13 protein-coding genes, 15 tRNA genes and 3 rRNA genes are annotated in these 22,086 nt (G+C 42.1%); 4 read left to right on the top strand and 27 right to left on the bottom strand.

The annotated features are described in order from the left end of the window. Position 1: 1 nt before the first annotated feature. From ilvN to GS400_RS03440, 22 genes are all read right to left on the bottom strand, one after another. Positions 2-520 (bottom strand): acetolactate synthase small subunit, encoded by a 519-nt coding sequence (gene ilvN, locus GS400_RS03545; protein ID WP_027447075.1) that lies wholly within the window; start codon positions 518-520, stop codon positions 2-4. Further along, positions 517-2,235 carry an acetolactate synthase large subunit gene (gene ilvB / locus GS400_RS03540; RefSeq protein WP_160104502.1) on the bottom strand — a complete coding sequence of 573 codons (1,719 nt, stop codon included), beginning with the start codon at positions 2,233-2,235 and terminating at the stop codon, positions 517-519. Before ilvB ends, ilvN begins: the two co-directional genes overlap by 4 nt. 734 nt (positions 2,236-2,969) lie before the next feature. After that, positions 2,970-4,652, bottom strand: a complete 1,683-nt coding sequence (gene ilvD, locus GS400_RS03535; RefSeq protein ID WP_160099055.1) for a dihydroxy-acid dehydratase — start codon at positions 4,650-4,652, stop codon at positions 2,970-2,972. 352 nt (positions 4,653-5,004) lie between these two features. After that, positions 5,005-5,086 (bottom strand) — tRNA-Leu (locus tag GS400_RS03530). Between the two features lie 7 nt (positions 5,087-5,093). Further along, positions 5,094-5,167: transfer RNA gene (locus GS400_RS03525), tRNA-Cys, on the bottom strand. Between the two features lie 63 nt (positions 5,168-5,230). Further along, positions 5,231-5,305 (bottom strand) — tRNA-Gly (locus GS400_RS03520). A 13-nt stretch (positions 5,306-5,318) separates the two neighbouring features. After that, positions 5,319-5,393 (bottom strand) — tRNA-Gln (locus GS400_RS03515). Positions 5,394-5,403: 10 nt separating this feature from the next. Then, positions 5,404-5,479, bottom strand: a tRNA-His gene (locus tag GS400_RS03510). Between the two features lie 12 nt (positions 5,480-5,491). After that, a tRNA-Trp gene (locus GS400_RS03505) sits at positions 5,492-5,565 on the bottom strand. Positions 5,566-5,591: 26 nt separating this feature from the next. Continuing rightward, a tRNA-Tyr gene (locus GS400_RS03500) sits at positions 5,592-5,677 on the bottom strand. Between the two features lie 13 nt (positions 5,678-5,690). After that, positions 5,691-5,763, bottom strand: a tRNA-Thr gene (locus GS400_RS03495). 8 nt (positions 5,764-5,771) lie between these two features. Then, a tRNA-Phe gene (locus GS400_RS03490) sits at positions 5,772-5,847 on the bottom strand. A 35-nt stretch (positions 5,848-5,882) separates the two neighbouring features. Then, a tRNA-Asp gene (locus tag GS400_RS03485) sits at positions 5,883-5,959 on the bottom strand. Positions 5,960-6,030: 71 nt separating this feature from the next. Continuing rightward, positions 6,031-6,107 (bottom strand) — tRNA-Met (locus tag GS400_RS03480). 57 nt (positions 6,108-6,164) lie between these two features. After that, positions 6,165-6,240: transfer RNA gene (locus GS400_RS03475), tRNA-Val, on the bottom strand. A gap of 9 nt (positions 6,241-6,249) precedes the next feature. Continuing rightward, a tRNA-Glu gene (locus tag GS400_RS03470) sits at positions 6,250-6,324 on the bottom strand. A 12-nt stretch (positions 6,325-6,336) separates the two neighbouring features. Continuing rightward, a tRNA-Ser gene (locus tag GS400_RS03465) sits at positions 6,337-6,428 on the bottom strand. A gap of 1 nt (position 6,429) precedes the next feature. Continuing rightward, a tRNA-Asn gene (locus GS400_RS03460) sits at positions 6,430-6,504 on the bottom strand. 35 nt (positions 6,505-6,539) lie between these two features. Further along, positions 6,540-6,655 (bottom strand): 5S ribosomal RNA (rrf, locus tag GS400_RS03455). A 131-nt stretch (positions 6,656-6,786) separates the two neighbouring features. Next, positions 6,787-9,704, bottom strand: a 23S ribosomal RNA gene (locus tag GS400_RS03450). A gap of 183 nt (positions 9,705-9,887) precedes the next feature. Continuing rightward, a 16S ribosomal RNA gene (locus GS400_RS03445) occupies positions 9,888-11,450 on the bottom strand. The 16S, 23S and 5S rRNA genes sit together here with 15 tRNA genes alongside, the layout of an rRNA operon. A gap of 416 nt (positions 11,451-11,866) precedes the next feature. Next, complete coding sequence (locus tag GS400_RS03440) at positions 11,867-12,742, bottom strand: nucleotidyltransferase-like protein (RefSeq protein ID WP_160099054.1); 876 nt, start codon at positions 12,740-12,742, stop codon at positions 11,867-11,869. A gap of 90 nt (positions 12,743-12,832) precedes the next feature. Between GS400_RS03440 and GS400_RS03435 the strand changes: the two genes are divergently transcribed. Further along, positions 12,833-13,246: a YgzB family protein gene (locus GS400_RS03435; protein ID WP_160099052.1), complete on the top strand. Its 414-nt coding sequence runs from the start codon at positions 12,833-12,835 to the stop codon at positions 13,244-13,246. 275 nt (positions 13,247-13,521) lie between these two features. Here GS400_RS03435 and perR read toward each other — a convergent pair whose 3' ends face one another. The 3 genes from perR to GS400_RS03420 form a co-directional block, all read right to left on the bottom strand. Next, entirely contained in the window at positions 13,522-13,965 is a 444-nt protein-coding gene (gene perR / locus GS400_RS03430) for a peroxide-responsive transcriptional repressor PerR (protein ID WP_304608242.1), read from the bottom strand. Positions 13,966-14,173: 208 nt separating this feature from the next. Further along, positions 14,174-14,731 (bottom strand): cob(I)yrinic acid a,c-diamide adenosyltransferase, encoded by a 558-nt coding sequence (locus GS400_RS03425; protein WP_160099050.1) that lies wholly within the window; start codon positions 14,729-14,731, stop codon positions 14,174-14,176. A 2-nt stretch (positions 14,732-14,733) separates the two neighbouring features. Beyond that, complete coding sequence (locus GS400_RS03420) at positions 14,734-15,684, bottom strand: D-2-hydroxyacid dehydrogenase (RefSeq protein WP_160099048.1); 951 nt, start codon at positions 15,682-15,684, stop codon at positions 14,734-14,736. 612 nt (positions 15,685-16,296) lie between these two features. Here GS400_RS03420 and abc-f point away from each other — a divergent pair. After that, positions 16,297-17,892: a ribosomal protection-like ABC-F family protein gene (gene abc-f / locus GS400_RS03415; protein ID WP_160099046.1), complete on the top strand. Its 1,596-nt coding sequence runs from the start codon at positions 16,297-16,299 to the stop codon at positions 17,890-17,892. Between the two features lie 67 nt (positions 17,893-17,959). Here abc-f and bcp read toward each other — a convergent pair whose 3' ends face one another. Next, positions 17,960-18,430: a thioredoxin-dependent thiol peroxidase gene (bcp, locus tag GS400_RS03410; protein ID WP_160099044.1), complete on the bottom strand. Its 471-nt coding sequence runs from the start codon at positions 18,428-18,430 to the stop codon at positions 17,960-17,962. A 139-nt stretch (positions 18,431-18,569) separates the two neighbouring features. After that, on the bottom strand, positions 18,570-18,827 hold the full coding sequence (locus GS400_RS03405; RefSeq protein WP_236561228.1) for a potassium channel family protein: 258 nt from the start codon (positions 18,825-18,827) through the stop codon (positions 18,570-18,572). A 318-nt stretch (positions 18,828-19,145) separates the two neighbouring features. Here GS400_RS03405 and GS400_RS03400 point away from each other — a divergent pair, with 318 nt between their 5' ends. Next, positions 19,146-20,441: a glutamate-1-semialdehyde 2,1-aminomutase gene (locus GS400_RS03400; protein ID WP_160099040.1), complete on the top strand. Its 1,296-nt coding sequence runs from the start codon at positions 19,146-19,148 to the stop codon at positions 20,439-20,441. A gap of 545 nt (positions 20,442-20,986) precedes the next feature. Then, positions 20,987-22,069 (top strand): FUSC family protein, encoded by a 1,083-nt coding sequence (locus GS400_RS03395; protein ID WP_160099038.1) that lies wholly within the window; start codon positions 20,987-20,989, stop codon positions 22,067-22,069. Positions 22,070-22,086: the final 17 nt, after the last annotated feature.

The following is a 22,086-nucleotide window of genomic DNA, read 5'->3' as shown; positions in this document are numbered from 1 at the left end:
TTTATATTGAATAGGAGTTAAGTTCTGTAACCTGCTTAGGCTGCTGCCCCCTTAAGAATGAGGTGACTCCTGTTTTCGTTAATTCCTTTATTCCATAAGGCTTTAACAATGTGATTAATGCTTCCACTTTATCTGGCTTACCTGTTACTTGGATGGTTAAGCTTTCCTTACTAACATCAATGATAGAAGCACGAAATGGAGCGATAATCCCTTGTATTTCAGAGCGTAATTGTCCGCTTCCAGTTACTTTTATAAGAGCTAACTCTCTTGCGACTATGGCCTTATCGGTAATATCCGATACTTTTAATACATCGATTTGTTTATTTAATTGCTTCGTTAGTTGTTCGAGGCTTTGATTATCACTAACGTCAATTACAAACGTCATTTTGGAAACTCCTTCAGTTTCTGAAGCTCCTACAGATATACTCTCGATATTGAATTGGCGCTTATGAAGCATCCCTGTAATTCGGTTTAGAACACCACCTCGATTTTGGACCGTAGCCGTGATTATACGTTTCATTTCGTCACCCCTATCATTTCATGAATTCCTTTTCCAGGAGCAATCATTGGATAAACACTTGTTTGTTGAACAACTCTGCAATCAACAACGACTGGACCATCGTAGGCGAATACATCTTGTAATATTTCAACTACATCCTCTTCCTTATCAATCTTTAACCCACGAACTCCATAGCTTTCAGCAAGCTTTACAAAATCAGGCTGTGAGGAAAAGATTGATTCTGAATATCTCTCATCATAAAAGCTTTCCTGCCATTGCCTTACCATTCCCAAAGCTTCGTTATTGAGGATGATCACTTTTACAGGTAGGTTCCTTTCTTTAAGAATAGACAACTCTTGAAAAGTCATCTGAAATCCTCCATCACCTACAACAGATACTACTAAATCATCCGGAGCACCAAATTGTGCACCGATGGCTGCCGGAAAACCGAAGCCCATTGTTCCAAGTCCGCCTGATGTCACCCACCGATTTGGTTTATCAAATTGATAATATTGAGCTGCCCACATTTGGTGCTGCCCTACGTCTGTGGTGACAATGGCCTCTCCATTTGATTCATTGAAGATTTGTTCAAGCAACCATTGAGGAGAAATTAGTTCATCTGACCGTTCATGCCATAACGGATAATTGGTTTTATTCGTATGCAATTCATACTGCCATTCATCATGATTTGGCTTCTCGATGCTCGTATTTAATAGTGCGTTTAATGTCTCTTTCGCATCTGCTACAACTGGAATATCAGTCGGAACATTTTTGCCAATTTCAGCAGGATCAATATCAATGTGGGCGACCTTAGCTTTCGGAGCAAAATGCTTTAAGTTTCCTGTAAGCCGGTCATCAAATCTTGCCCCAATATTGATTAAAAGGTCACATTCGTAAATCGCCATATTCGCTGTATACGTTCCGTGCATGCCAGCCATCCCTAGAGAAAGTGAATGAGATCCTGGAAAGCTTCCTAATCCGAGTAAAGTGTTTGTTACAGGAAGTTGATATTTCTCAGCGAATTCCTTTAACTCTTCTGAGGCTTCCGCAAATGTTACCCCTGCACCTGCAAGGATTAGGGGGCGTTTAGCATTCTTTAGAGCATCTGCTAGTTTTACAATTTGCAAAGGATTGGGTTGCATAGTCGGTTGATACCCCGGTAGGGAAAATTCCTCTTCAAGTTTGTCTAATTCAACTGTAGAGGAAATATTTTTAGGAATATCGATTACGACTGGACCCGGACGACCTGAAGAAGCAATATGAAAAGCTTCCTTCACAATTTTGGGTATTTCTGAAACGTTCTTAACTTGATAATTGTATTTGGTAATTGGTGTTGTGATCCCTAGCACATCAGCTTCCTGAAAGGCATCGGTTCCAATTACACTGTTTGCCACTTGCCCTGTAAAAATAACTAAAGGCAAAGAATCCATCATGGCATCTGTAATTCCGGTAATTAAATTTGTTGCCCCCGGCCCCGAAGTGGCAAGAACGACACCAGGTTTCCCGGTTACTCTGGCATATCCTTCTGCGGCATGAACAGAACCTTGTTCATGACGAGAAAGTACATGTTTGAAAGACGCTTGGCTACGGTAAATGGCATCATAAATCGGTAAGACAGCGCCACCAGGGTAACCAAATAATGTATCTACTTCTTCATCCACCAATGCGTCGATTAGCACATCTGCTCCCGTGACCACTTCATTTGTGTGATGCTCCACTTCATGTCTCGCCTTCATGTTCACTTCTCCATACCTCCTTCAATATCACTTAGTAAAAAACACTCTTCGTTAACAAAGGCTAAATAGGCGTCTTCTCTTCAATTTCAACCCTTTTTTAAGAAATTGCTGAATAAAAAAAGACCCTTTGCTCCCTATAATCCTGAATTAACGAAATATTCAGAATCATTGGGGAGAAAAGAGCCTTTCTTTTCACGGTACCACCCAAGTTCATAGCACTCTCACGAATACTATCTTATCAGGCTGACAAAAGCAGCCTACGTTTGGTAACAGGTACTGGTTCAAGTACCTGGACAAGCCTAGTAAGATTCACCGTTCAACTTGTCACTCAGAGATGATGTCAGAACAACATGTATTTCTAGGCTTCCAGCAACCCTAGATCTCTGTGAATACACTGAACATGTTCCTTTTTCCCGTCATTGAGTTCATCATTATTTTTTTGTTAAAAATTTTAAATTATATTCTTCTTAGATCTGAAATTTTATCAAAGCATTGTTCTTATGTGTAAGTTCAAGGTGCTGACAATATTATAATGTTTTGGAGTATGGGTCAACAGATTATTTAAAATTTTTTGATATTTCAAAATTGAGAGATATATTTGTATGCGTTTACATCCTCAGCAAAAAAGCATTTTTGATTATATATTTTTTTGAAAAATTTTTTTCTGGTTACAGTTTTTGATAAAAAAATAACTCCAGTATTTTAACTGGAGTTATTTTCGTCTATCGATCCATTTACTTTTTGTAGTCCGTTACAGCACCTTTTGATGAGCATGAAACATTATGAGCATATTTGCCCAAGATCCCCTTTTTATACAGAGGTGGTGCTTCCCAATGCTTACGACGACTTTCTAGTACTTCATCCGTTACATCCATGGATATTTCTTTTTTGTTTGAATCGATCGTTACGAGGTCACCTTCTTCTAACACAGAAATCGGTCCTCCTACTTGAGCTTCAGGTGCAATATGACCCACAACTAATCCATGAGTTCCCCCTGAGAACCTTCCATCGGTCAATAATGCCACCTTTTCACCTAAACCTTTTCCGACCAATAAAGCAGAGATCGATAGCATTTCAGGCATACCTGGACCACCTTTTGGCCCAACATAACGTATAACTAAAACATCGCCTTCTTGAATTGTATTATTCAAAATAGCTTCTGTGGCTTCTTTTTCTGTATTAAATACACGTGCAGGCCCAGTGTGACGTTCTACTTTAACCCCTGACACTTTAGCTACAGCACCACTCGGAGCTAGGTTTCCTTTCAATGTGATTAAAGGTCCATCCTCTCGCTTAGGGTTATCAAATGACGATATAATGTCTTGTCCCTCTTCTAAAGATGGAGCTTCTGCTAAATTTTCTGCAACTGTCTTACCTGTAACGGTTAAACAGTCCCCATGTAAATAGCCATTGTCATAAAGGAGCTTCATGACTGCTTGCACCCCTCCAACTTTGTGCAGGTCTTGCATAACGTATTTTCCACTAGGTTTTAAGTCAGCAATATGTGGTGTTTTTTCTTGAATTCGATTAAAGTCTTCCATCGTTAAATCCACTTCAATTGCATGAGCCATAGAAAGCAAGTGAAGAATTGCATTCGTCGAGCCTCCAAGTGCCATTACAACAGTAATCGCATTTTCAAAGGCCTCTTTCGTCATAATGTCTTTCGGATATATGTTCTCCTCAAGTAAGTGTCTAACTGCTTCTCCAGCAGCCTCACAATCCTTTGCTTTATGATCAGATTCAGCTGGATTTGATGAGCTACCAGGTAAACTCATTCCCATAGCTTCAACAGCAGATGACATCGTATTTGCTGTGTACATACCTCCACATGCGCCAGCCCCAGGGCATGCGCTACATTCAATAGCGTTTAGTTCACCTTCATCAATGTTGCCTTGATTATATTTACCGACTCCTTCAAAGACAGATACAATATCTACATCTTTTCCCTTATGAGACCCTGGTGCAATTGTGCCTCCATAAACAAAAACAGACGGCACCTCAGCGTTTGCAATAGCAATCATACAACCCGGAATATTTTTATCACAGGCACCGATCGTAACTAACCCATCCAAGTTCTGTGCACCTACTACCGTTTCTATAGAGTCAGCGATCACATCACGACTTGGTAATGAATAACGCATTCCTTGTGTCCCCATTGAAATACCGTCAGACACAGTAATAGTGTTAAATATTAAAGGTAATCCACCTGCTTCACTTGCTCCTTTTTTCGCATTAACCGCTAAATCATCAAGGTGTATATTACATGGCGTTACTTCACTCCATGTACTCGCAATACCAATCATTGGCTTTTTAAAATCATCATCCGTAACACCGACAGCGCGAAGCATTGCTCGGTTCGGTGCTCTCATAGCACTTTCAGTAAATACTTTACTATTTATTCGTAAATCTTTTGTCATTCAATATCCCACCTTTTCTTTCGCATAATTATAGGACTCTTTGTTTTAATGTTCAATGATTTTATCTGAAAAATTTTATTCTTTCGTAAATTATTGATATGAGTTAATATGTATTGGAAGCAGTTCAAGTATAGTGTAAGTGCAAGGTGGGCAGTACTTAAATAAAAATTTTATAAATGAGTATATATAAAACAAAAAAAATCCTCCGTTTCTTTTAAACGGAGGATAAAGTGTTATATCATTTTGAGGACATTTTTCATTAGAGGAGCACAACTATGCTTTTCTGGAACTATTTTATGGCATAAAAAAAATCGCTTTATAGCGACTTCCGTTGTCATTTCAAGTATTACGATACCGGTGGCCGGGTTCGAACCGGCACTCCGTGAGGAACACGATTTTGAGTCGTGCGCGTCTGCCAATTCCGCCACACCGGCAAATAATTGGAGGCGGCAACCGGATTCGAACCGGTGGTAGAGGATTTGCAGTCCTCGGCCTTACCACTTGGCTATGCCGCCGTTACTTCATATATATTATCATATTATGATCCATATGACTGAATGTTCTTCTTAATAAAGAAATGGAGCAGAAGACGGGATTCGAACCCGCGACCCCCACCTTGGCAAGGTGGTGTTCTACCACTGAACTACTTCTGCACAAATTGAATTATGGCTGGGCCAGCTGGATTCGAACCAGCGCATGACGGTACCAAAAACCGTTGCCTTACCGCTTGGCTATGGCCCATTATTTTTAATGGGGCGATTGAAGGGGATCGAACCCTCGAATGCCGGAGCCACAATCCGGTGCGTTAACCACTTCGCCACAACCGCCACAATTTAAAATGGCAGGGGTAGTAGGAATCGAACCCACATCGGCGGTTTTGGAGACCGCTGTTCTACCGTTGAACTATACCCCTACGCTATTTTTTAGTTTTAAATAAAATGGTGGAGGGAGCAGGACTCGAACCTGCGAACCCAGAGGGAGCGGATTTACAGTCCGCCGCGTTTGGCCAACTTCGCTATCCCTCCACTTTTTTAACAGTGCAGGCCAGAGGACTTGAACCCCCAACCTACTGATTACAAGTCAGTTGCTCTACCAATTGAGCTAGGCCTGCATTGTAAGTGGTGGCTCGGGACGGAATCGAACCGCCGACACACGGATTTTCAGTCCGTTGCTCTACCGACTGAGCTACCGAGCCACTATGTAATGAAGATGAAACTATTTAATTGAAAATGGCGGTCCGGACGGGACTCGAACCCGCGACCTCCTGCGTGACAGGCAGGCATTCTAACCAACTGAACTACCGGACCAATAACACTTTTCTAGTACTACTATTCTTCACTAGCAGTGATGAATGTTCAACGTAGTAAGTGAAATAATTTGGTTGCGGGGACTGGATTTGAACCAGCGACCTTCGGGTTATGAGCCCGACGAGCTACCAGACTGCTCCACCCCGCGGTAATAGTGAATCTAACTTATTTTATGAGATCATCACTGAAATGTGATTGAAATGAATGGTGGAGGATGGCGGGCTCGAACCACCGACCCCCTGCTTGTAAGGCAGGTGCTCTCCCAGCTGAGCTAATCCTCCATGTATAAGTGGTGACCCGTACGGGATTCGAACCCGTGTTACCGCCGTGAAAGGGCGGTGTCTTAACCACTTGACCAACGGGCCAATATCTGAAAGTGGCGGAGAGCGAGGGATTCGAACCCTCGAGACCCGGGTATGGGCCTACACGATTTCCAATCGTGCTCCTTCGACCACTCGGACAGCTCTCCATGGCTCCAACGGCAGGATTCGAACCTGCGACCGATCGGTTAACAGCCGATAGCTCTACCACTGAGCTACGTTGGAATAATAGAAAGTGTGAATAAGTTATAATGGAGATTGCCTGGCGGCGTCCTACTCTTGCGGGGGCGAAACCCCGACTACCATTGGCGCTGAAGAGCTTAACTTCTGTGTTCGGCATGGGAACAGGTGTGACCTCTTCGCCAAAGCCACCAGACAATGTTTATTATTTTTTCAAGGACAAGATATATTATATTACCCTTAGTTTAAGAAATCAAGAGTAAATTTTAAAAAATTAATATACCTTCAAAACTAGATAAGAGACATCATTACGCTTTTTCAATAGAGATAGATAAGTCCTCGATCGATTAGTATCAGTCAGCTGCACGTGTCACCACGCTTCCACCTCTGACCTATCAACCTTGTCGTCTACAAGGGATCTTACTCACTTGAAGTGATGGGAAATTTCATCTCGAGGGGGGCTTCATGCTTAGATGCTTTCAGCACTTATCCCGTCCACACGTAGCTACCCAGCTGTGCTCCTGGCGGAACAACTGGTGCACCAGCGGTGTGTCCATCCCGGTCCTCTCGTACTAAGGACAGCTCCTCTCAAATTTCCAACGCCCACGACGGATAGGGACCGAACTGTCTCACGACGTTCTGAACCCAGCTCGCGTACCGCTTTAATGGGCGAACAGCCCAACCCTTGGGACCGACTACAGCCCCAGGATGCGATGAGCCGACATCGAGGTGCCAAACCTCCCCGTCGATGTGGACTCTTGGGGGAGATAAGCCTGTTATCCCCGGGGTAGCTTTTATCCGTTGAGCGACGGCCCTTCCATTCGGTACCGCCGGATCACTAAGCCCGACTTTCGTCCCTGCTCGACTTGTAGGTCTCGCAGTCAAGCTCCCTTGTGCCTTTGCACTCTGCGAATGATTTCCAACCATTCTGAGGGAACCTTTGGGCGCCTCCGTTACTTTTTGGGAGGCGACCGCCCCAGTCAAACTGCCCACCTGACACTGTCTCCGGGCCGGATCACGGCCCTGGGTTAGAATGTCAGTACAGCCAGGGTAGTATCCCACCAATGCCTCCACCGAAGCTGGCGCTCCGGTTTCCAAGGCTCCTACCTATCCTGTACAAGCTGTACCAACATTCAATATCAGGCTACAGTAAAGCTCCACGGGGTCTTTCCGTCCAGTCGCGGGTAATGCGCATCTTCACGCATAGTATAATTTCACCGGGTCTCTTGTTGAGACAGTGCCCAAATCGTTGCACCTTTCGTGCGGGTCGGAACTTACCCGACAAGGAATTTCGCTACCTTAGGACCGTTATAGTTACGGCCGCCGTTTACTGGGGCTTCGATTCAAAGCTTCGCAAGAAGCTAACTCATCCTCTTAACCTTCCAGCACCGGGCAGGTGTCAGCCCCTATACTTCACCTTACGGTTTCGCAGAGACCTGTGTTTTTGCTAAACAGTCGTTTGGGCCTTTTCACTGCGGCTCCTCCTTATGAAGGAGCACCCCTTCTCCCGAAGTTACGGGGTCATTTTGCCGAGTTCCTTAACAAGAGTTCTCCCGATCACCTTAGGATACTCTCCTCGTCTACCTGTGTCGGTTTGCGGTACGGGCACCACTTTCCTCGCTAGAGGCTTTTCTTGGCAGTGTGAAATCAGGGACTTCGGTACTATAGTTCCCTCCCCATCACAGCTTGTGTTTGATGCACGGATTTGCCTATGCATCACACTCACTGCTTGGGCGCGCACATCCAATGGCGCGCTTCCCTTATCCTACTGCGTCCCCCCGTTGCTCAAACGGAAAGGAGGTGGTACAGGAATATCAACCTGTTATCCATCGCCTACGCCTTTCGGCCTCGGCTTAGGTCCCGACTAACCCTGAGCGGACGAGCCTTCCTCAGGAAACCTTAGACTTACGGTGGAAGAGATTCTCACTCTTCTTTCGCTACTCATACCGGCATTCTCACTTCTAAGCGCTCCACCAGTCCTCACGGTCTGACTTCACAGCACTTAGAACGCTCTCCTACCATTGTTCAAAGAACAATCCGCAGCTTCGGTGGTATGTTTAGCCCCGGTACATTTTCGGCGCAGAGTCACTCGACCAGTGAGCTATTACGCACTCTTTAAATGATGGCTGCTTCTAAGCCAACATCCTGGTTGTCTAAGCAACTCCACATCCTTTTCCACTTAACATACACTTAGGGACCTTAGCTGGCGGTCTGGGCTGTTTCCCTTTCGACTATGGACCTTATCACTCATAGTCTGACTCCCAAAGATAAGTCGATGGCATTCGGAGTTTGACTGAATTCGGTAACCCGATGAGGGCCCCTAGTCCAATCAGTGCTCTACCTCCATGACTCTCACTTTGAGGCTAGCCCTAAAGCTATTTCGGAGAGAACCAGCTATCTCCGTGTTCGATTGGCATTTCACCGCTACCCACACCTCATCCCCGCACTTTTCAACGTGCGTGGGTTCGGGCCTCCAGCCAGTGTTACCTGGCCTTCACCCTGGACATGGGTAGATCACACGGTTTCGGGTCTACGACCACATACTCAAATCGCCCTATTCAGACTCGCTTTCGCTGCGGCTCCGTTTCTTCAACTTAACCTTGCATGGGATCGTAACTCGCCGGTCCATTCTACAAAAGGTACGCCGTCACCCATTAACGGGCTCCGACTACTTGTAGGCACACGGTTTCAGGTTCTATTTCACTCCCCTCCCGGGGTGCTTTTCACCTTTCCCTCACGGTACTGGTTCACTATCGGTCACTAGGGAGTATTTAGCCTTGGGAGATGGTCCTCCCGGATTCCGACGGAATTACACGTGTTCCGCCGTACTCAGGATCCACTCCGGAGGGAACAAGATTTTGATTACAGGGCCGTTACCTTCTTTGGCTGATCATTCCAGATCGATTCATCTATCTTGTTCCTTGGTAACTCCAAAGGAGTGTCCTACAACCCCAGAGAGCAAGCTCTCTGGTTTGGGCTAATTCCGTTTCGCTCGCCGCTACTCAGGAAATCGCGTTTGCTTTCTCTTCCTCCGGGTACTGAGATGTTTCAGTTCCCCGGGTCTGCCTTTCTTAACCTATGAATTCAGTTAAGAATACCGCCCCATTACGGGCGGTGGGTTTCCCCATTCGGAAATCTCCGGATCGTAGCCTACTTACGGCTAACCGAAGCATATCGGTGTTTGTCCCGTCCTTCATCAGCTCCTAGTGCCAAGGCATCCACCGTGCGCCCTTATTCACTTAACTATCTCAGTTGCCAGATGAGCGAATATCATCTGGTGTGAATGAAAAAATTGCGTTGGTTTGATGTCTAATTCTTATCTAGTTTTCAAGGTACATGACTTTGAGGAATTTGATTCCTCAAAACCGAACGAAACGAAGCATGTTACGTGAACGCAGTAACACTGCGTTTTCCGTAGTTATCCTTAGAAAGGAGGTGATCCAGCCGCACCTTCCGATACGGCTACCTTGTTACGACTTCACCCCAATCATTGGCCCCACCTTCGGCGGCTGGCTCCAAAAAGGTTACCTCACCGACTTCGGGTGTTGCCAACTCTCGTGGTGTGACGGGCGGTGTGTACAAGGCCCGGGAACGTATTCACCGCAGTATGCTGACCTGCGATTACTAGCGATTCCGGCTTCATACAGGCGAGTTGCAGCCTGCAATCCGAACTGAGAATGGTTTTTTGAGATTTGCTTGACCTCGCGGTCTCGCTGCCCTCTGTACCATCCATTGTAGCACGTGTGTAGCCCAGGTCATAAGGGGCATGATGATTTGACGTCATCCCCGCCTTCCTCCGGTTTGTCACCGGCAGTCACCTTAGAGTGCCCAACTGAATGCTGGCAACTAAGATTAGGGGTTGCGCTCGTTGCGGGACTTAACCCAACATCTCACGACACGAGCTGACGACAACCATGCACCACCTGTCATTCCGTCCCCGAAGGGAACTCCCTATCTCTAGGGATAGCGGAAGATGTCAAGACCTGGTAAGGTTCTTCGCGTTGCTTCGAATTAAACCACATGCTCCACCGCTTGTGCGGGCCCCCGTCAATTCTTTTGAGTTTCAGCCTTGCGGCCGTACTCCCCAGGCGGAGTGCTTAATGCGTTAACTTCAGCACTAAGGGGCGGAAACCCCCTAACACCTAGCACTCAACGTTTACGGCGTGGACTACCAGGGTATCTAATCCTGTTTGCTACCCACGCTTTCGCGCCTCAGCGTCAGTTACAGACCAGAGAGCCGCCTTCGCCACTGGTGTTCCTCCACATATCTACGCATTTCACCGCTACACGTGGAATTCCGCTCTCCTCTTCTGTACTCAAGTTCCCCAGTTTCCAATGGCCCTCCACAGTTGAGCTGTGGGCTTTCACATCAGACTTAAGGAACCGCCTGCGCGCGCTTTACGCCCAATAATTCCGGACAACGCTTGCCACCTACGTATTACCGCGGCTGCTGGCACGTAGTTAGCCGTGGCTTTCTGGTTAGGTACCGTCAAGGTACCAGCATTTCCTCTGGTACTTGTTCTTCCCTAACAACAGAACTTTACGATCCGAAGACCTTCATCGTTCACGCGGCGTTGCTCCGTCAGACTTTCGTCCATTGCGGAAGATTCCCTACTGCTGCCTCCCGTAGGAGTCTGGGCCGTGTCTCAGTCCCAGTGTGGCCGATCACCCTCTCAGGTCGGCTACGCATCGTTGCCTTGGTAAGCCGTTACCTTACCAACTAGCTAATGCGCCGCGGGTCCATCTGAAAGTGACGGCAAAAGCCGCCTTTTACGCTGGAACCATGCGGTTCCAACGATTATTCGGTATTAGCCCCGGTTTCCCGGGGTTATCCCGATCTCTCAGGTAGGTTACCCACGTGTTACTCACCCGTCCGCCGCTCGATCCACAACAATCACCCCGAAGGGATCATGTTGTTTCACGCGCTCGACTTGCATGTATTAGGCACGCCGCCAGCGTTCGTCCTGAGCCAAGATCAAACTCTCCATAAGAGTTCGCCTTTGCATCAAAATGATGTCTGGCTTTTTAAAATAAAAAGTAATTCATTGACGTAACATGTCGTTTCGTTCAGTTTTCAAGGATCAAATGGTGTTTCTTTCATTTCGTCGCCTCAAAACAGCGACTCAATTAATATATCATTTATCCGAAAGAGAGTCAATAACTTTTTTAAAAAAGTTTATTTGGTTTGTTTCTTTCGAATGTTTTGCGTTGCCGCTCTCAATGCGACAAGTAATAATATATCACCCTTGCAAAACACAGTCAATAACTTTTATTAATTTTTTAATCAATATTGTTATTGCTTGTTATTGCTTGCTTTGCCTTTCCGACGCTTAATAATAATATAAGAAATAAGCACCTGATTCAACCCCCTTTTTAAAAAGAGTAAAATCAAGTGCTCCTATACTACTCAGTCATTCCTTCTTAGCTGATATTTTCTATGGAAGATCCTTTTCCCTTTCGTTTCAACTTGAATTGATTCAATTATTTCTTTATCAACAAGAAACTCCAACAGCGCCCCCAGGTCTAATGAATAAGGTTGCACTTCTGGGTGCACCATTAACTCTCCATATGACCAAGGTTCATCTTTAGCTCCCATGACATTTATTAAGTGCTTCGTACAAGTTATGGTTCTGGAGTTAATTGCAAACTCAGTAGCTAAGAGCATAAGTTGAACTCGTTTGTCTAAGGTTTCTGAACTTTTACTTAGCTCTTGATGAAGTTTATAAACCTCTGGTTCGATTCTCTTCACTTGATTCCAAACGGTCACTTCAGGATGGAATCCTTTTTCGATAACTGATAATCGTGCCAAGTAATGAAGGGAGTGAACCATCCGACTGAAAGCATCCATATATTGTTCTGCTTCATATAAATCCTTACATTCACTATAACTTCGGATTAGTTTGGCAAATTCTTTTGTCATCTTTAAATCACGTTTCTCTTGAGGAAAGTTTCTCAACTCTTCCTTTAAAGACATGACATATTCATTACGATCAAAAATAACCTGACCTTCAATCAGCCATTCAACAGCTCTTCGGTAGGAGCTTGTATCGATCCATTCCTTCAATTGTTTCTCTTCCACAATATGCATTGCTGCACTTTTGCCCTCAAACTCATAATGCTTAACAAACCATGGCTGCTCCGCTTCTCTAACTATTATTAGTAATATTACATCAAAATTATCCGTTACAGGACTAATAGGACGTTTCTTTTCTATTATTATAATACCTAATGTATTTTTTTGACTGGCACGTTCCTGATATATAGGACGCAACACATCTTCCATATACACAAATCCTCCATATTTAGAATAATGTCTATTTCTACATTTTCTTAAAAAATCCTCTTTTCGATATTCCTTTCCTCCCGATATTTTATGCTATACTACCTTGTAGAATGGTTAGGAGGGAAAGAATTGGGTTTAAAGTACTCAAGTAAAATAAATAAAATACGCACCTTTGCCCTTAGCTTAGTCTTTGTAGGATTCGGTATTATGTACCTAGGCATTTTCTTCAAAGAAATCGTTTGGTTAATGAGCATCTTCATGATTCTTGGTTTATTGTCAGTAGTTCTTAGTACATTAATTTATTTTTGGATCGGGATGCTTTCTACAAAGACCATCCAGGTTGTATGCCCTAACTGTAACAAGCCAACAAAGATTTTAGGGCGTGTTGATGCGTGCATGCATTGTAACGAACCATTAACATTGGACAAGGACTTAGAAGGTAAAGAATTTGACGAAAGCTACAATTCAAAACAATACCAAAAAGAACAACAAGAGCAACAATAATACTGTTTATTAAAACACTACTTCAACCGAAACTCGGGAAAAGTAGTGTTTTTTACTGTTACAACACTTGATTATTGTATCCTATCTTTTTTAGGATTACATCAGGAATTCAACATCATTCAGTTATTATACTTTTCACCAACTATTTTTCGTTCTATTAGACGAATTAACCGCATTAAACGTTACATTATAAATATCCTTACTAACCTATAGGTAAACCTATTGGTTTCAATACACATAAAAAAAGCTGAAAGCCTATGTTGGCTCTCAGCTACTTAATGTTTTTGGGTTTCTTTATCCTTGCATTCTTCACATGTACCGTAAACTTCCATACGGTGATTACTTACATCGAAACCTGTCACTTGTTCAGCTAAGGATTCGACTTCATCGAGCGAAGGATAATGAAAGTCTACAATTTTGCCACAATAATCACAAATAGCATGATAGTGATCCGTGGTATTGCAATCAAAACGGCTTGATGAATCACCATAAGTTAACTCGCGCACTAGCCCGATCTCACGAAATACTCGCAGGTTATTATAAACTGTAGCAACACTCATATTCGGAAATTTGCTTTCTAAAGACTTATAAATTTCATCAGCAGTTGGGTGTGACATCGAGTTAATTAGATACTCAAGCACCGCATGACGTTGTGGTGTAATACGTACGCCAGAACCTTTCAAAGTATCTAAGGCCTCTTTTAGTCTATGATCTGACACCGTCATGCACCTCGCTTTCAAAAGGGTTTAAGAAGACTTATTACCATTCTAAACAATAGTATAGTTTAGAACATAAATCTGAAAAGATATACATGATTCATTTCTTAAATAAAGAATATTATTAGATTAAAATCTTTATAAATAGTGTAACCCTTTTGAAAACTTATTGTCAATATTGAGCCCACTCTACTGCTGAATTTAACATATTTTACACATCTGCACGTAAAGGAGTTTCTTTACCACCTGTTTTCTCATTTACAAAACGAGCAGCCACAAACAAGAAATCTGATAAGCGGTTAAGATAATTTAACACTAATTCATTATTCAAGTCATCTTTTAATACTACAGCTGTACGTTCAGCTCTTCTTGTGATTGTTCTTGCCACATGAAGAGTAGCAGAAGCTTCATGACCTGAAGGCAAAATAAAGTTATCAAGTGTTTTTAATTCCGCATCCCAATCATCGATCTTCTTCTCCAACTCATCAATATGGTTCTGAGTTAATTGCCACTTTACTTCTTTTCCTTTAGGAGTAGCAAGCTCTGCCCCAACATGGAATAAAACGGTCTGTACATGATGCATCACATCACAAAATTCTTCTTTATCATCCCAATCTTCCTTGCGAAGATGACTCAATGCCATTCCAATCATGGAATTTGCCTCATCACAAGTTCCATATGCTTCTACACGAAGGTCATTCTTTGGAACGCGGTCACCATAAATTAGAGAGGTTGATCCTTTATCTCCAGAACGTGTGTAAATTTTCATGGTTAATACCCCTTTCTTGGATCTACGAGATTTATATAATCATTTTTATCCTGAAGAAACACTTCTAAATTCTTTTCATAAATATCAATAGCTCTCGGTTGATACTCTGGTGAAATCCCTGAAATATGCGGCGTAACTGTGACATTCGGCATTTCCCAGAATGGATGGGCTGCTGGGAGTGGTTCTTTATCAAAAACATCTAAGACTGCATGTTCAATCTCTCTGTCTTGAAGAGCTTCCATCAGTACAGTGCTATTCACCACATCCCCCCTCCCCATATTTAGAAAGATGGACGTGGATTTCATTTGTTCAAAGTGTTCTTTCCTAAAGAAGTCCTTCGTTTCTGGAGTGCTAGGCAATACCGCAACGATAAAGTCGGCATCTCCAACTAAATCTAAGCCTTCATCCTCCTCATAAACTTCATCAAAAAATTCTTTAGGTTTTCCACTTCTTGAAACACCTATAGTACGCATACGAAAAGCTTTTGCCAGACGAGCAACTTCCTGACCTATCGCACCTGTACCAGCTATTAGCATCGTTTTCCCACTAATTTCAGTCATTTTCACAGATCGATCCCAATCATGGGACTTTTCTTGATCGATAATGGTTTTAGCCTGACGACACACCTGAAGTAACATCGATATCGCATATTCAGCCATTGGTGTCTTATGAATTCCTTTAGAATTTGTTACGATTATTCCCTTTTCCTCTATTTTGTTAAACGGCATCCGATCCATTCCAGCAGAAAGAACCATAATCCATTTAAGATTTTCTGCCCGTTCAATCTTCTCCTCGTCCAAATCTTCCCCATATGTAAGTAAAACATCAGCTTTAGGAAGGTATTCTACAGCTTCTTCTATACTGTTACAAAACTGATATGTAATGGATGGGTTTGCTGAAGCTAATTGCTCTCTTAAATCTCTTCTTATTTTGCACGACGTTAATACGTACATGTTTCAAACCTCCTATTAAGGTACGACTACTTATCTCCATTCTATCTTTTTTCCATTCAAAATCCCAGAAATGAGGTGCTCCCATAAGTGCTAATTCTTATATTACAGCAAAAAAAGCGCGATGAAGGCATCTTCATCGCGTAATAACCGTTCTCGTTGTAAGGGGAGGTTGGTCTCATGCTGTAATATACGCTTCTTTGCCTTAATCGGTATGGACCATAACCTAGTTTTGATTGGAATTATAGAATTAGGCTCGTGAGATTAACTTATACAAGCTAAATGTTTATTTTAACCCCTTCATACAATGTAAAGTATCCTATGTAAAACCTGCTCAAATCGATTGCTAATTTAAATCCACTTGCATATAATAAAAAGGAATATATTAGAAGGGACTGAAGTTTAGCGCAATGAAGTACTAATCCTATGTGTGAGAGGCGAGTTTTATCATGAATATGAAACGGAAACGACTCGTTCCAGATAGGATAGGTATGTCTACTTTTAATAGACGCATTGTGCACAAGAATCCCTTAGACGTTATAGCTTTATTTGTCTATTTGCATTCATATGCCGAAAACACCTACCTCTTTGGAGCGAATCCAGGGAGGTTTTTTTATGAGAATGATGCATGCGTTAAATATAAATTACGCTTTAGATGATCGGACATTATTAAATATGGATCAACTTAGCATTCATAGTGGAGACCGCATCGGAATGGTTGGTAAAAACGGCGAAGGAAAATCCCTCTTGCTAGAATATTTACTTGGAAAGACAGATGACCAACCTACTGTCGAATGGTACGGATCAGTTGGTTACTTCAAACAATTAAACACAGATATCGATGAGTATAAAGAGTGGCACCATTTAAGTGGTGGAGAAATTACGATGTCAAAATTAGATGAAATTTTTCAGCTGACACCTGATCTCCTTCTTTTAGATGAGCCTTCTAACAATTTAGACTGGCAACACATTGAAGAGCTCGAGAAACGACTCACTCACTTCAGCGGAGCTATTTTAATCGTATCCCATGACCGAACCTTACTTGATCAAGTTTGTTCAAAGATTTGGGAACTTGAAAAAGGCAAGATTACGTCTTATAAGGGTAATTTCAGTGATTTCGAACAAGCAAAACAACGCAAAATAGAACAACAATATGCAGTACACGATAAATACGTAAAAGAAAAGAAACGTTTAATCGAGCGGATGAGACAAAAAGAGCAACAAGCTCAAGGAATGCGAAAGCCACCTGCTCGAATGAGTAATTCAGAATGGCAGCTTCATAAAAACAAAGCTGCAGGAAAACAGAAAAAAGTCGAGCGTGTCTCAAAAGTCATCGAGGATCGAATTGAACGGCTGGAGAAGGTGGATAAACCTTTTGAATGGGATGACCTTAAAATGGACTATACACTTTCAAACCCTATTCACAAAAAACAAGTTCTAACTGCTAAAAAGATACAAAAATCGTTGGATGGCAATATTTTATTTCAAGCTGATTCATTAAAACTTAGAACAGGTTCAAAAACAGCACTGATTGGATCGAACGGTAGCGGTAAAACTACACTCATTAAGCAACTACTTGCCTCAGGGGACAATATCGAGCTTACAAATCAAGCAGATATCGGATTATTTGAGCAAGAACTTGCTCATTTACCAGAGGACAAAACCATATTGCAATACGTTCAAAAAAATAGCCCTCTCCCTCAACATGTGGTTCGCATTATCTTAGGTCGATTGCGCTTTTTTGAAGAAGATGTTCATAAAAAAATCGGAGTCTTAAGCGGTGGCGAGCGAGTAAAAACAGCATTAGCACGTCTTTTAACAGGGGACTACAATGTGCTGATTTTGGATGAACCAACCAATCACCTAGACCTAGAAGCTATTTCTGCCTTAGAAAGTCTCATCAAGGATTATCCGGGAACAGTGTTGTTTGTTTCTCACGACCGCCGCTTTGTTAATGAAACAGCAGACCACTTATGGATATTAGAAAACTGTACCGTCACTTCGTTTAATGGGAATTTAACTGCTTGGCAAACAAGTCTTGATCAACCTAAAGAAGTGGATGAAGAAGCCTACGACCTAATGGCTTTGGAAAATAAGCTAACTGAGATCGTCAGTCGGTTAAGTTTACCTGATCAAAAAGATGATGTTCAGCAGCTTGAGCAAGAATATCAAGATACTTTAAACAGAATTCAAAAACTACGTAAACAATAGTGCACGATTTTTTAGTATTATATATTTCTATTTAAAAGGCCCTGGTTGTTAACCAGGGCCTTTCCAATTAAGATAAATTTTCTTTAATGTATTCTAGCGCTTCCTCAACATGGCCTTTTACTCGCACCTTACGCCATTCATTCACAAGGTTCCCCTCTTTATCAATAACGAAAGTAGAGCGTTCAATGCCCATGTATTCTTTCCCGAAGTTTTTCTTTAGTTTCCATACTCCATATTCCTCTGCTACACTATGATCTTCATCTGCTAGTAATAAGAACGGCAGGTCATGTTTATCAATAAACTTTTTATGACGATCAACAGGGTCTGGACTAACTCCTAAAATTACGGCATCCAATTCTGCAAAGCTATCGTGATTGTCACGAAAATCACATGCTTCCGTTGTACAACCTGGAGTCATATCTTTCGGATAAAAATAAAGAACTACATTCTTCCCACGAAAGTCTGACAGCTTTACGCTTTCCCCATTACTCGCTTGTAATTCAAAATCTGGTGCTGGTTTTCCTAATTCAATGGTCATGCCAATCCCTCCTGAAAATGATCTTCTATAAGCGTAACCAAAGTTCGACCATCTTACAACTCATAAGAAAAGCGCAAGCGCCCGTTTAGCCGTTTAGCTACGAAGGGAGTGAACTGAGCCCATAGTAAGGTATAAGAAGTCAGCGTTTACCCTGGATGAATTGCACAAAAAACGCAGCAGGCAAAATGTATCCAATAAGTGCTTCACTCAATGCTATAACTCGTCCGATTCCAATCGGCGTAATATCACCATACCCAACCGTCATTAAAGTAACCCCACTAAAATAAATCGAATGCGCCATACGGTCCAAGACAGAATCCCTTCGCAATAGGTCGTCCTGTAAAATACTCCACCCTTGGGAAGAAAGAACAAAATAGAGGAGTCCAAACCCTATCATTACAATCAAGTAAACTAGAACTAAAGTATAAAAGTGCTGAACAGAAAAATACTGACGTTCATAGTGGGTCTGTCTAAAAAAACCCCACAAACACACTCCCAACACTAGAATAATAAGCATTAGAAACAGCCATATCATATTCCTCCCCCATTCCTACCTCTTCCCTTATAAATACGAAAATCGATTATGGAATATGATTTCTTTATCACTTCTTGCCCAATGCGCCTAGACTTTTGATATATGTTAGAATGAACCCTGGACAATAAGTGAAGGTCTTCTATACATAGGTATGAGTCCTTCTGATCTGGAGGTTAAAATATGAATTGGAATAAATCCGAAGAGTTATATAAAGAAGCAGAAGAACATATAGTCGGAGGGGTTAACTCCCCTTCCCGCGCCTATAAAGGAGTAGGTGGTGGAACCCCTGTATTTATGGAGAAGGGTGAAGGTGCTTACTTCTGGGATGTAGACGGGAATAGTTATATCGATTATTTAGCAGCATACGGTCCAATCATCACTGGACATGCTCACCCTCATATCGCTGAGGCCATTGCTAAGTCAGCATATAATGGTGTTTTATACGGAACACCAACCGTACTAGAGAATCGCTTCGCCAAAATGCTAAAAGACGCAATTCCTTCTATGGAAAAGGTCCGCTTTGTAAACTCAGGAACTGAAGCTGTCATGACAACGATTCGCGTAGCCCGCGCATATACAAACAGAACAAAGGTCATTAAGTTCGCTGGATGTTATCACGGCCACTCTGACCTTGTCCTTGTAGCGGCTGGTTCCGGACCCGCAACACTTGGAACACCAGATTCAGCTGGAATCCCAACTTCCATGGCGAAAGAAGTAATCACCGTTCCATTTAATGAGATCGAATCCTTCAAAGAAGCATTAGATAAGTATGGTGATGATGTAGCAGCAGTACTCGTTGAACCGATTGTGGGGAACTTCGGAATTGTAGAACCGAAACCCGGCTTCTTACAACAAGTGAATGACTTAGCACATGAAGCAGGTGCTCTTGTTATTTATGATGAGGTCATCACTGCGTTCCGCTTCACATACGGCAGTGCCCAAGACCTTGTTGGTGTAGAACCAGATATGACAGCTCTCGGAAAAATTATTGGAGGAGGTTTACCAATCGGTGCTTATGGTGGACGTGTTGATATTATGGAACAAGTTGCACCATTAGGGCCTGCATATCAAGCTGGAACGATGGCAGGTAACCCAGCCTCTATTTCCGCGGGTATTGCTTGTTTAGAGGTTTTACAACAAGAAGGAACATATGAAAAACTTGATCGACTCGGCGAGAAACTTGAAAATGGTATCCTTAAACATGCTGAAACTTACAAACTCCCTGTAAAAGTGAACCGCTTAAAAGGAGCACTTACCGTATACTTTACAGAGGATGAAGTAGAAAACTATGATCAAGCAGATGCCACAGATGGTGAGATGTTCGCAAGGTTCTTCCACCTGATGTTAAAAGAAGGAATCAACCTAGCTCCATCAAAATTCGAAGCCTGGTTCTTAACGATCGCTCATACCGATGAAGATATTGACGAGACATTACGAGCAGTAGATAAATCATTCGAAACAATGGCTAACGAGTAAATATACATTTATTCATGCATCCTCGCAAAGTAAAATTTTTGCGAGGATTTTTTTATAAACCTTTCTATAAACCTCACCTTAAAAGTTATATGTATTGAAACTTGTCCAGCCAACCTAACCTTTATTGTTTTTATTCATTTTCATGTATAAATAATTGCATTGGACACCTATCCATGCTAACATATAAATAATTCAGAAAATTTGTACATTAATGTGTGCACTTTTCATTTCTTAACCCCTTTTCGTAAGTTCTTTAGCATGTCATTCGTGCTAAACACTCCCATCCTTTCGAGGAAACTCGTTGGCTTTTGCACACTGTGCGAAAGCCTTTTTCTTTTGTATCAGTTACTTAAGCAGATGGTTTATTATTACAACTCAACAAGATCTTGTTTAACCTCCTGTTGTAGGGGGGTATTTCTAATTAGACCAGAAATTATTTTGAACATGAATACATTTTGTTTGGGAAGTTTGTAATTTTCTACTACTTATTTGACTAAGATTAAGATATAATACATCTGCTTGTATAACATGAAGGAAGGTTTTTTATGAAACTCGGTGCACGGATGATTAAAACAGGACTTGCAGTAGCACTCGCCCTATATGTATCTTATTTGATCGGCTCCAGCTCAATCATTGCAGGGATGACGGCCCTCTTCTCTATTCAGCCATCTATATATCGTTCTGTACAGTCCATTATTGAACAAGTGCAGGCTAATATAATCGGTGCCTTAAGTGCTATTATTGTAGTTTTAACACTAGGAAAAGATCCATTTATTATTGGTTTTACGATTGTGATTGTCATTGCACTCTGTATCAAATTTAATATGAAGGAAAATACCGTCCTACTTGCATTAGTGGCCGTTATCGCTATTATGGAAACAACAGACATGCCATTTTTTCAGTTTACATTACTTAGGTTTTCTTCACTGATGATCGGAATTTTTTCATCCTTTATAGTAAACTTGGTGTTTCTTCCACCTAAATATGAGACGAAGCTTTTTTCAAATATTGACCGAAATACCTCGGACATTTTGCAGTGGCTACGTATTACAACACGTCATCTATCCGATCGCCCTGCTTTACGAGAAGAGATCGAGCGAATTGATAGCGAATTAATGAATGTGGATCACACGTACAGTCTTTATCAAGAAGAACGAACTTACTTGAAAAAACGGCGATTCCAAAAGGCGCGTAAGTTGATCTTATTTCGCCATTTAATGGCTACAACTCGAAAAAGCTTCGATGTTTTAAAAACGTTTTGCAAGCTTGAAAATGAAATGGACAAAGTACCTGAAGAATTCCGTCAAACCTTAATTACAGAACTAGATAAAACGATTCACGCTCATGAAAAAATCATTTTATCTGTAATGGGACGAATCCGTCCAGAAAAAAACCCAATCGAAGAGTCAGGCGTTCCCGATATCCCTGCACTAGTTGAATACTTGATTCAATTTTATGAAAACAGGGACGATGAAAAAGAACAGCTAATGTTCTTACCTTTAGCTACGAGGTTGATGGACTATCACCATCAGTTAATGCGTTTGCAGAAACTGGTCACAACCTACCAACATTATCACAGCACAGAACAAATTAATGTAGGTAAGAAGCAGAAGCCGGCTGTAAAATAATACTGCACACAAAAACC

It is taken from the genome of Pontibacillus sp. HMF3514, assembly GCF_009858175.1.
Lineage (GTDB): Bacteria > Bacillota > Bacilli > Bacillales > BH030062 > Pontibacillus.
The sequence above is the reverse complement of the archived record's forward strand: the minus strand, read 5'-3'. Positions and strand labels throughout refer to the sequence as shown.

Excerpts from the sequence above, each read along its gene's own strand:
- ilvB (WP_160104502.1), bottom strand. The coding sequence starts at position 2,235 with ATGAAGGCGAGACATGAAGTGGAGCATCACACAAATGAAGTGGTCACG.
- ilvD (WP_160099055.1), bottom strand. The coding sequence starts at position 4,652 with ATGACAAAAGATTTACGAATAAATAGTAAAGTATTTACTGAAAGTGCT.
- abc-f (WP_160099046.1), top strand. The coding sequence starts at position 16,297 with ATGAGAATGATGCATGCGTTAAATATAAATTACGCTTTAGATGATCGG.
- ilvN (WP_027447075.1), bottom strand. The coding sequence starts at position 520 with ATGAAACGTATAATCACGGCTACGGTCCAAAATCGAGGTGGTGTTCTA.
- GS400_RS03395 (WP_160099038.1), top strand. The coding sequence starts at position 20,987 with ATGAAACTCGGTGCACGGATGATTAAAACAGGACTTGCAGTAGCACTC.
- GS400_RS03405 (WP_236561228.1), bottom strand. The coding sequence starts at position 18,827 with ATGATAGGGTTTGGACTCCTCTATTTTGTTCTTTCTTCCCAAGGGTGG.
- GS400_RS03425 (WP_160099050.1), bottom strand. The coding sequence starts at position 14,731 with ATGAAAATTTACACACGTTCTGGAGATAAAGGATCAACCTCTCTAATT.
- GS400_RS03435 (WP_160099052.1), top strand. The coding sequence starts at position 12,833 with ATGCTATACTACCTTGTAGAATGGTTAGGAGGGAAAGAATTGGGTTTA.
- bcp (WP_160099044.1), bottom strand. The coding sequence starts at position 18,430 with ATGACCATTGAATTAGGAAAACCAGCACCAGATTTTGAATTACAAGCG.
- GS400_RS03400 (WP_160099040.1), top strand. The coding sequence starts at position 19,146 with ATGAATTGGAATAAATCCGAAGAGTTATATAAAGAAGCAGAAGAACAT.
- GS400_RS03440 (WP_160099054.1), bottom strand. The coding sequence starts at position 12,742 with ATGGAAGATGTGTTGCGTCCTATATATCAGGAACGTGCCAGTCAAAAA.
- GS400_RS03420 (WP_160099048.1), bottom strand. The coding sequence starts at position 15,684 with ATGTACGTATTAACGTCGTGCAAAATAAGAAGAGATTTAAGAGAGCAA.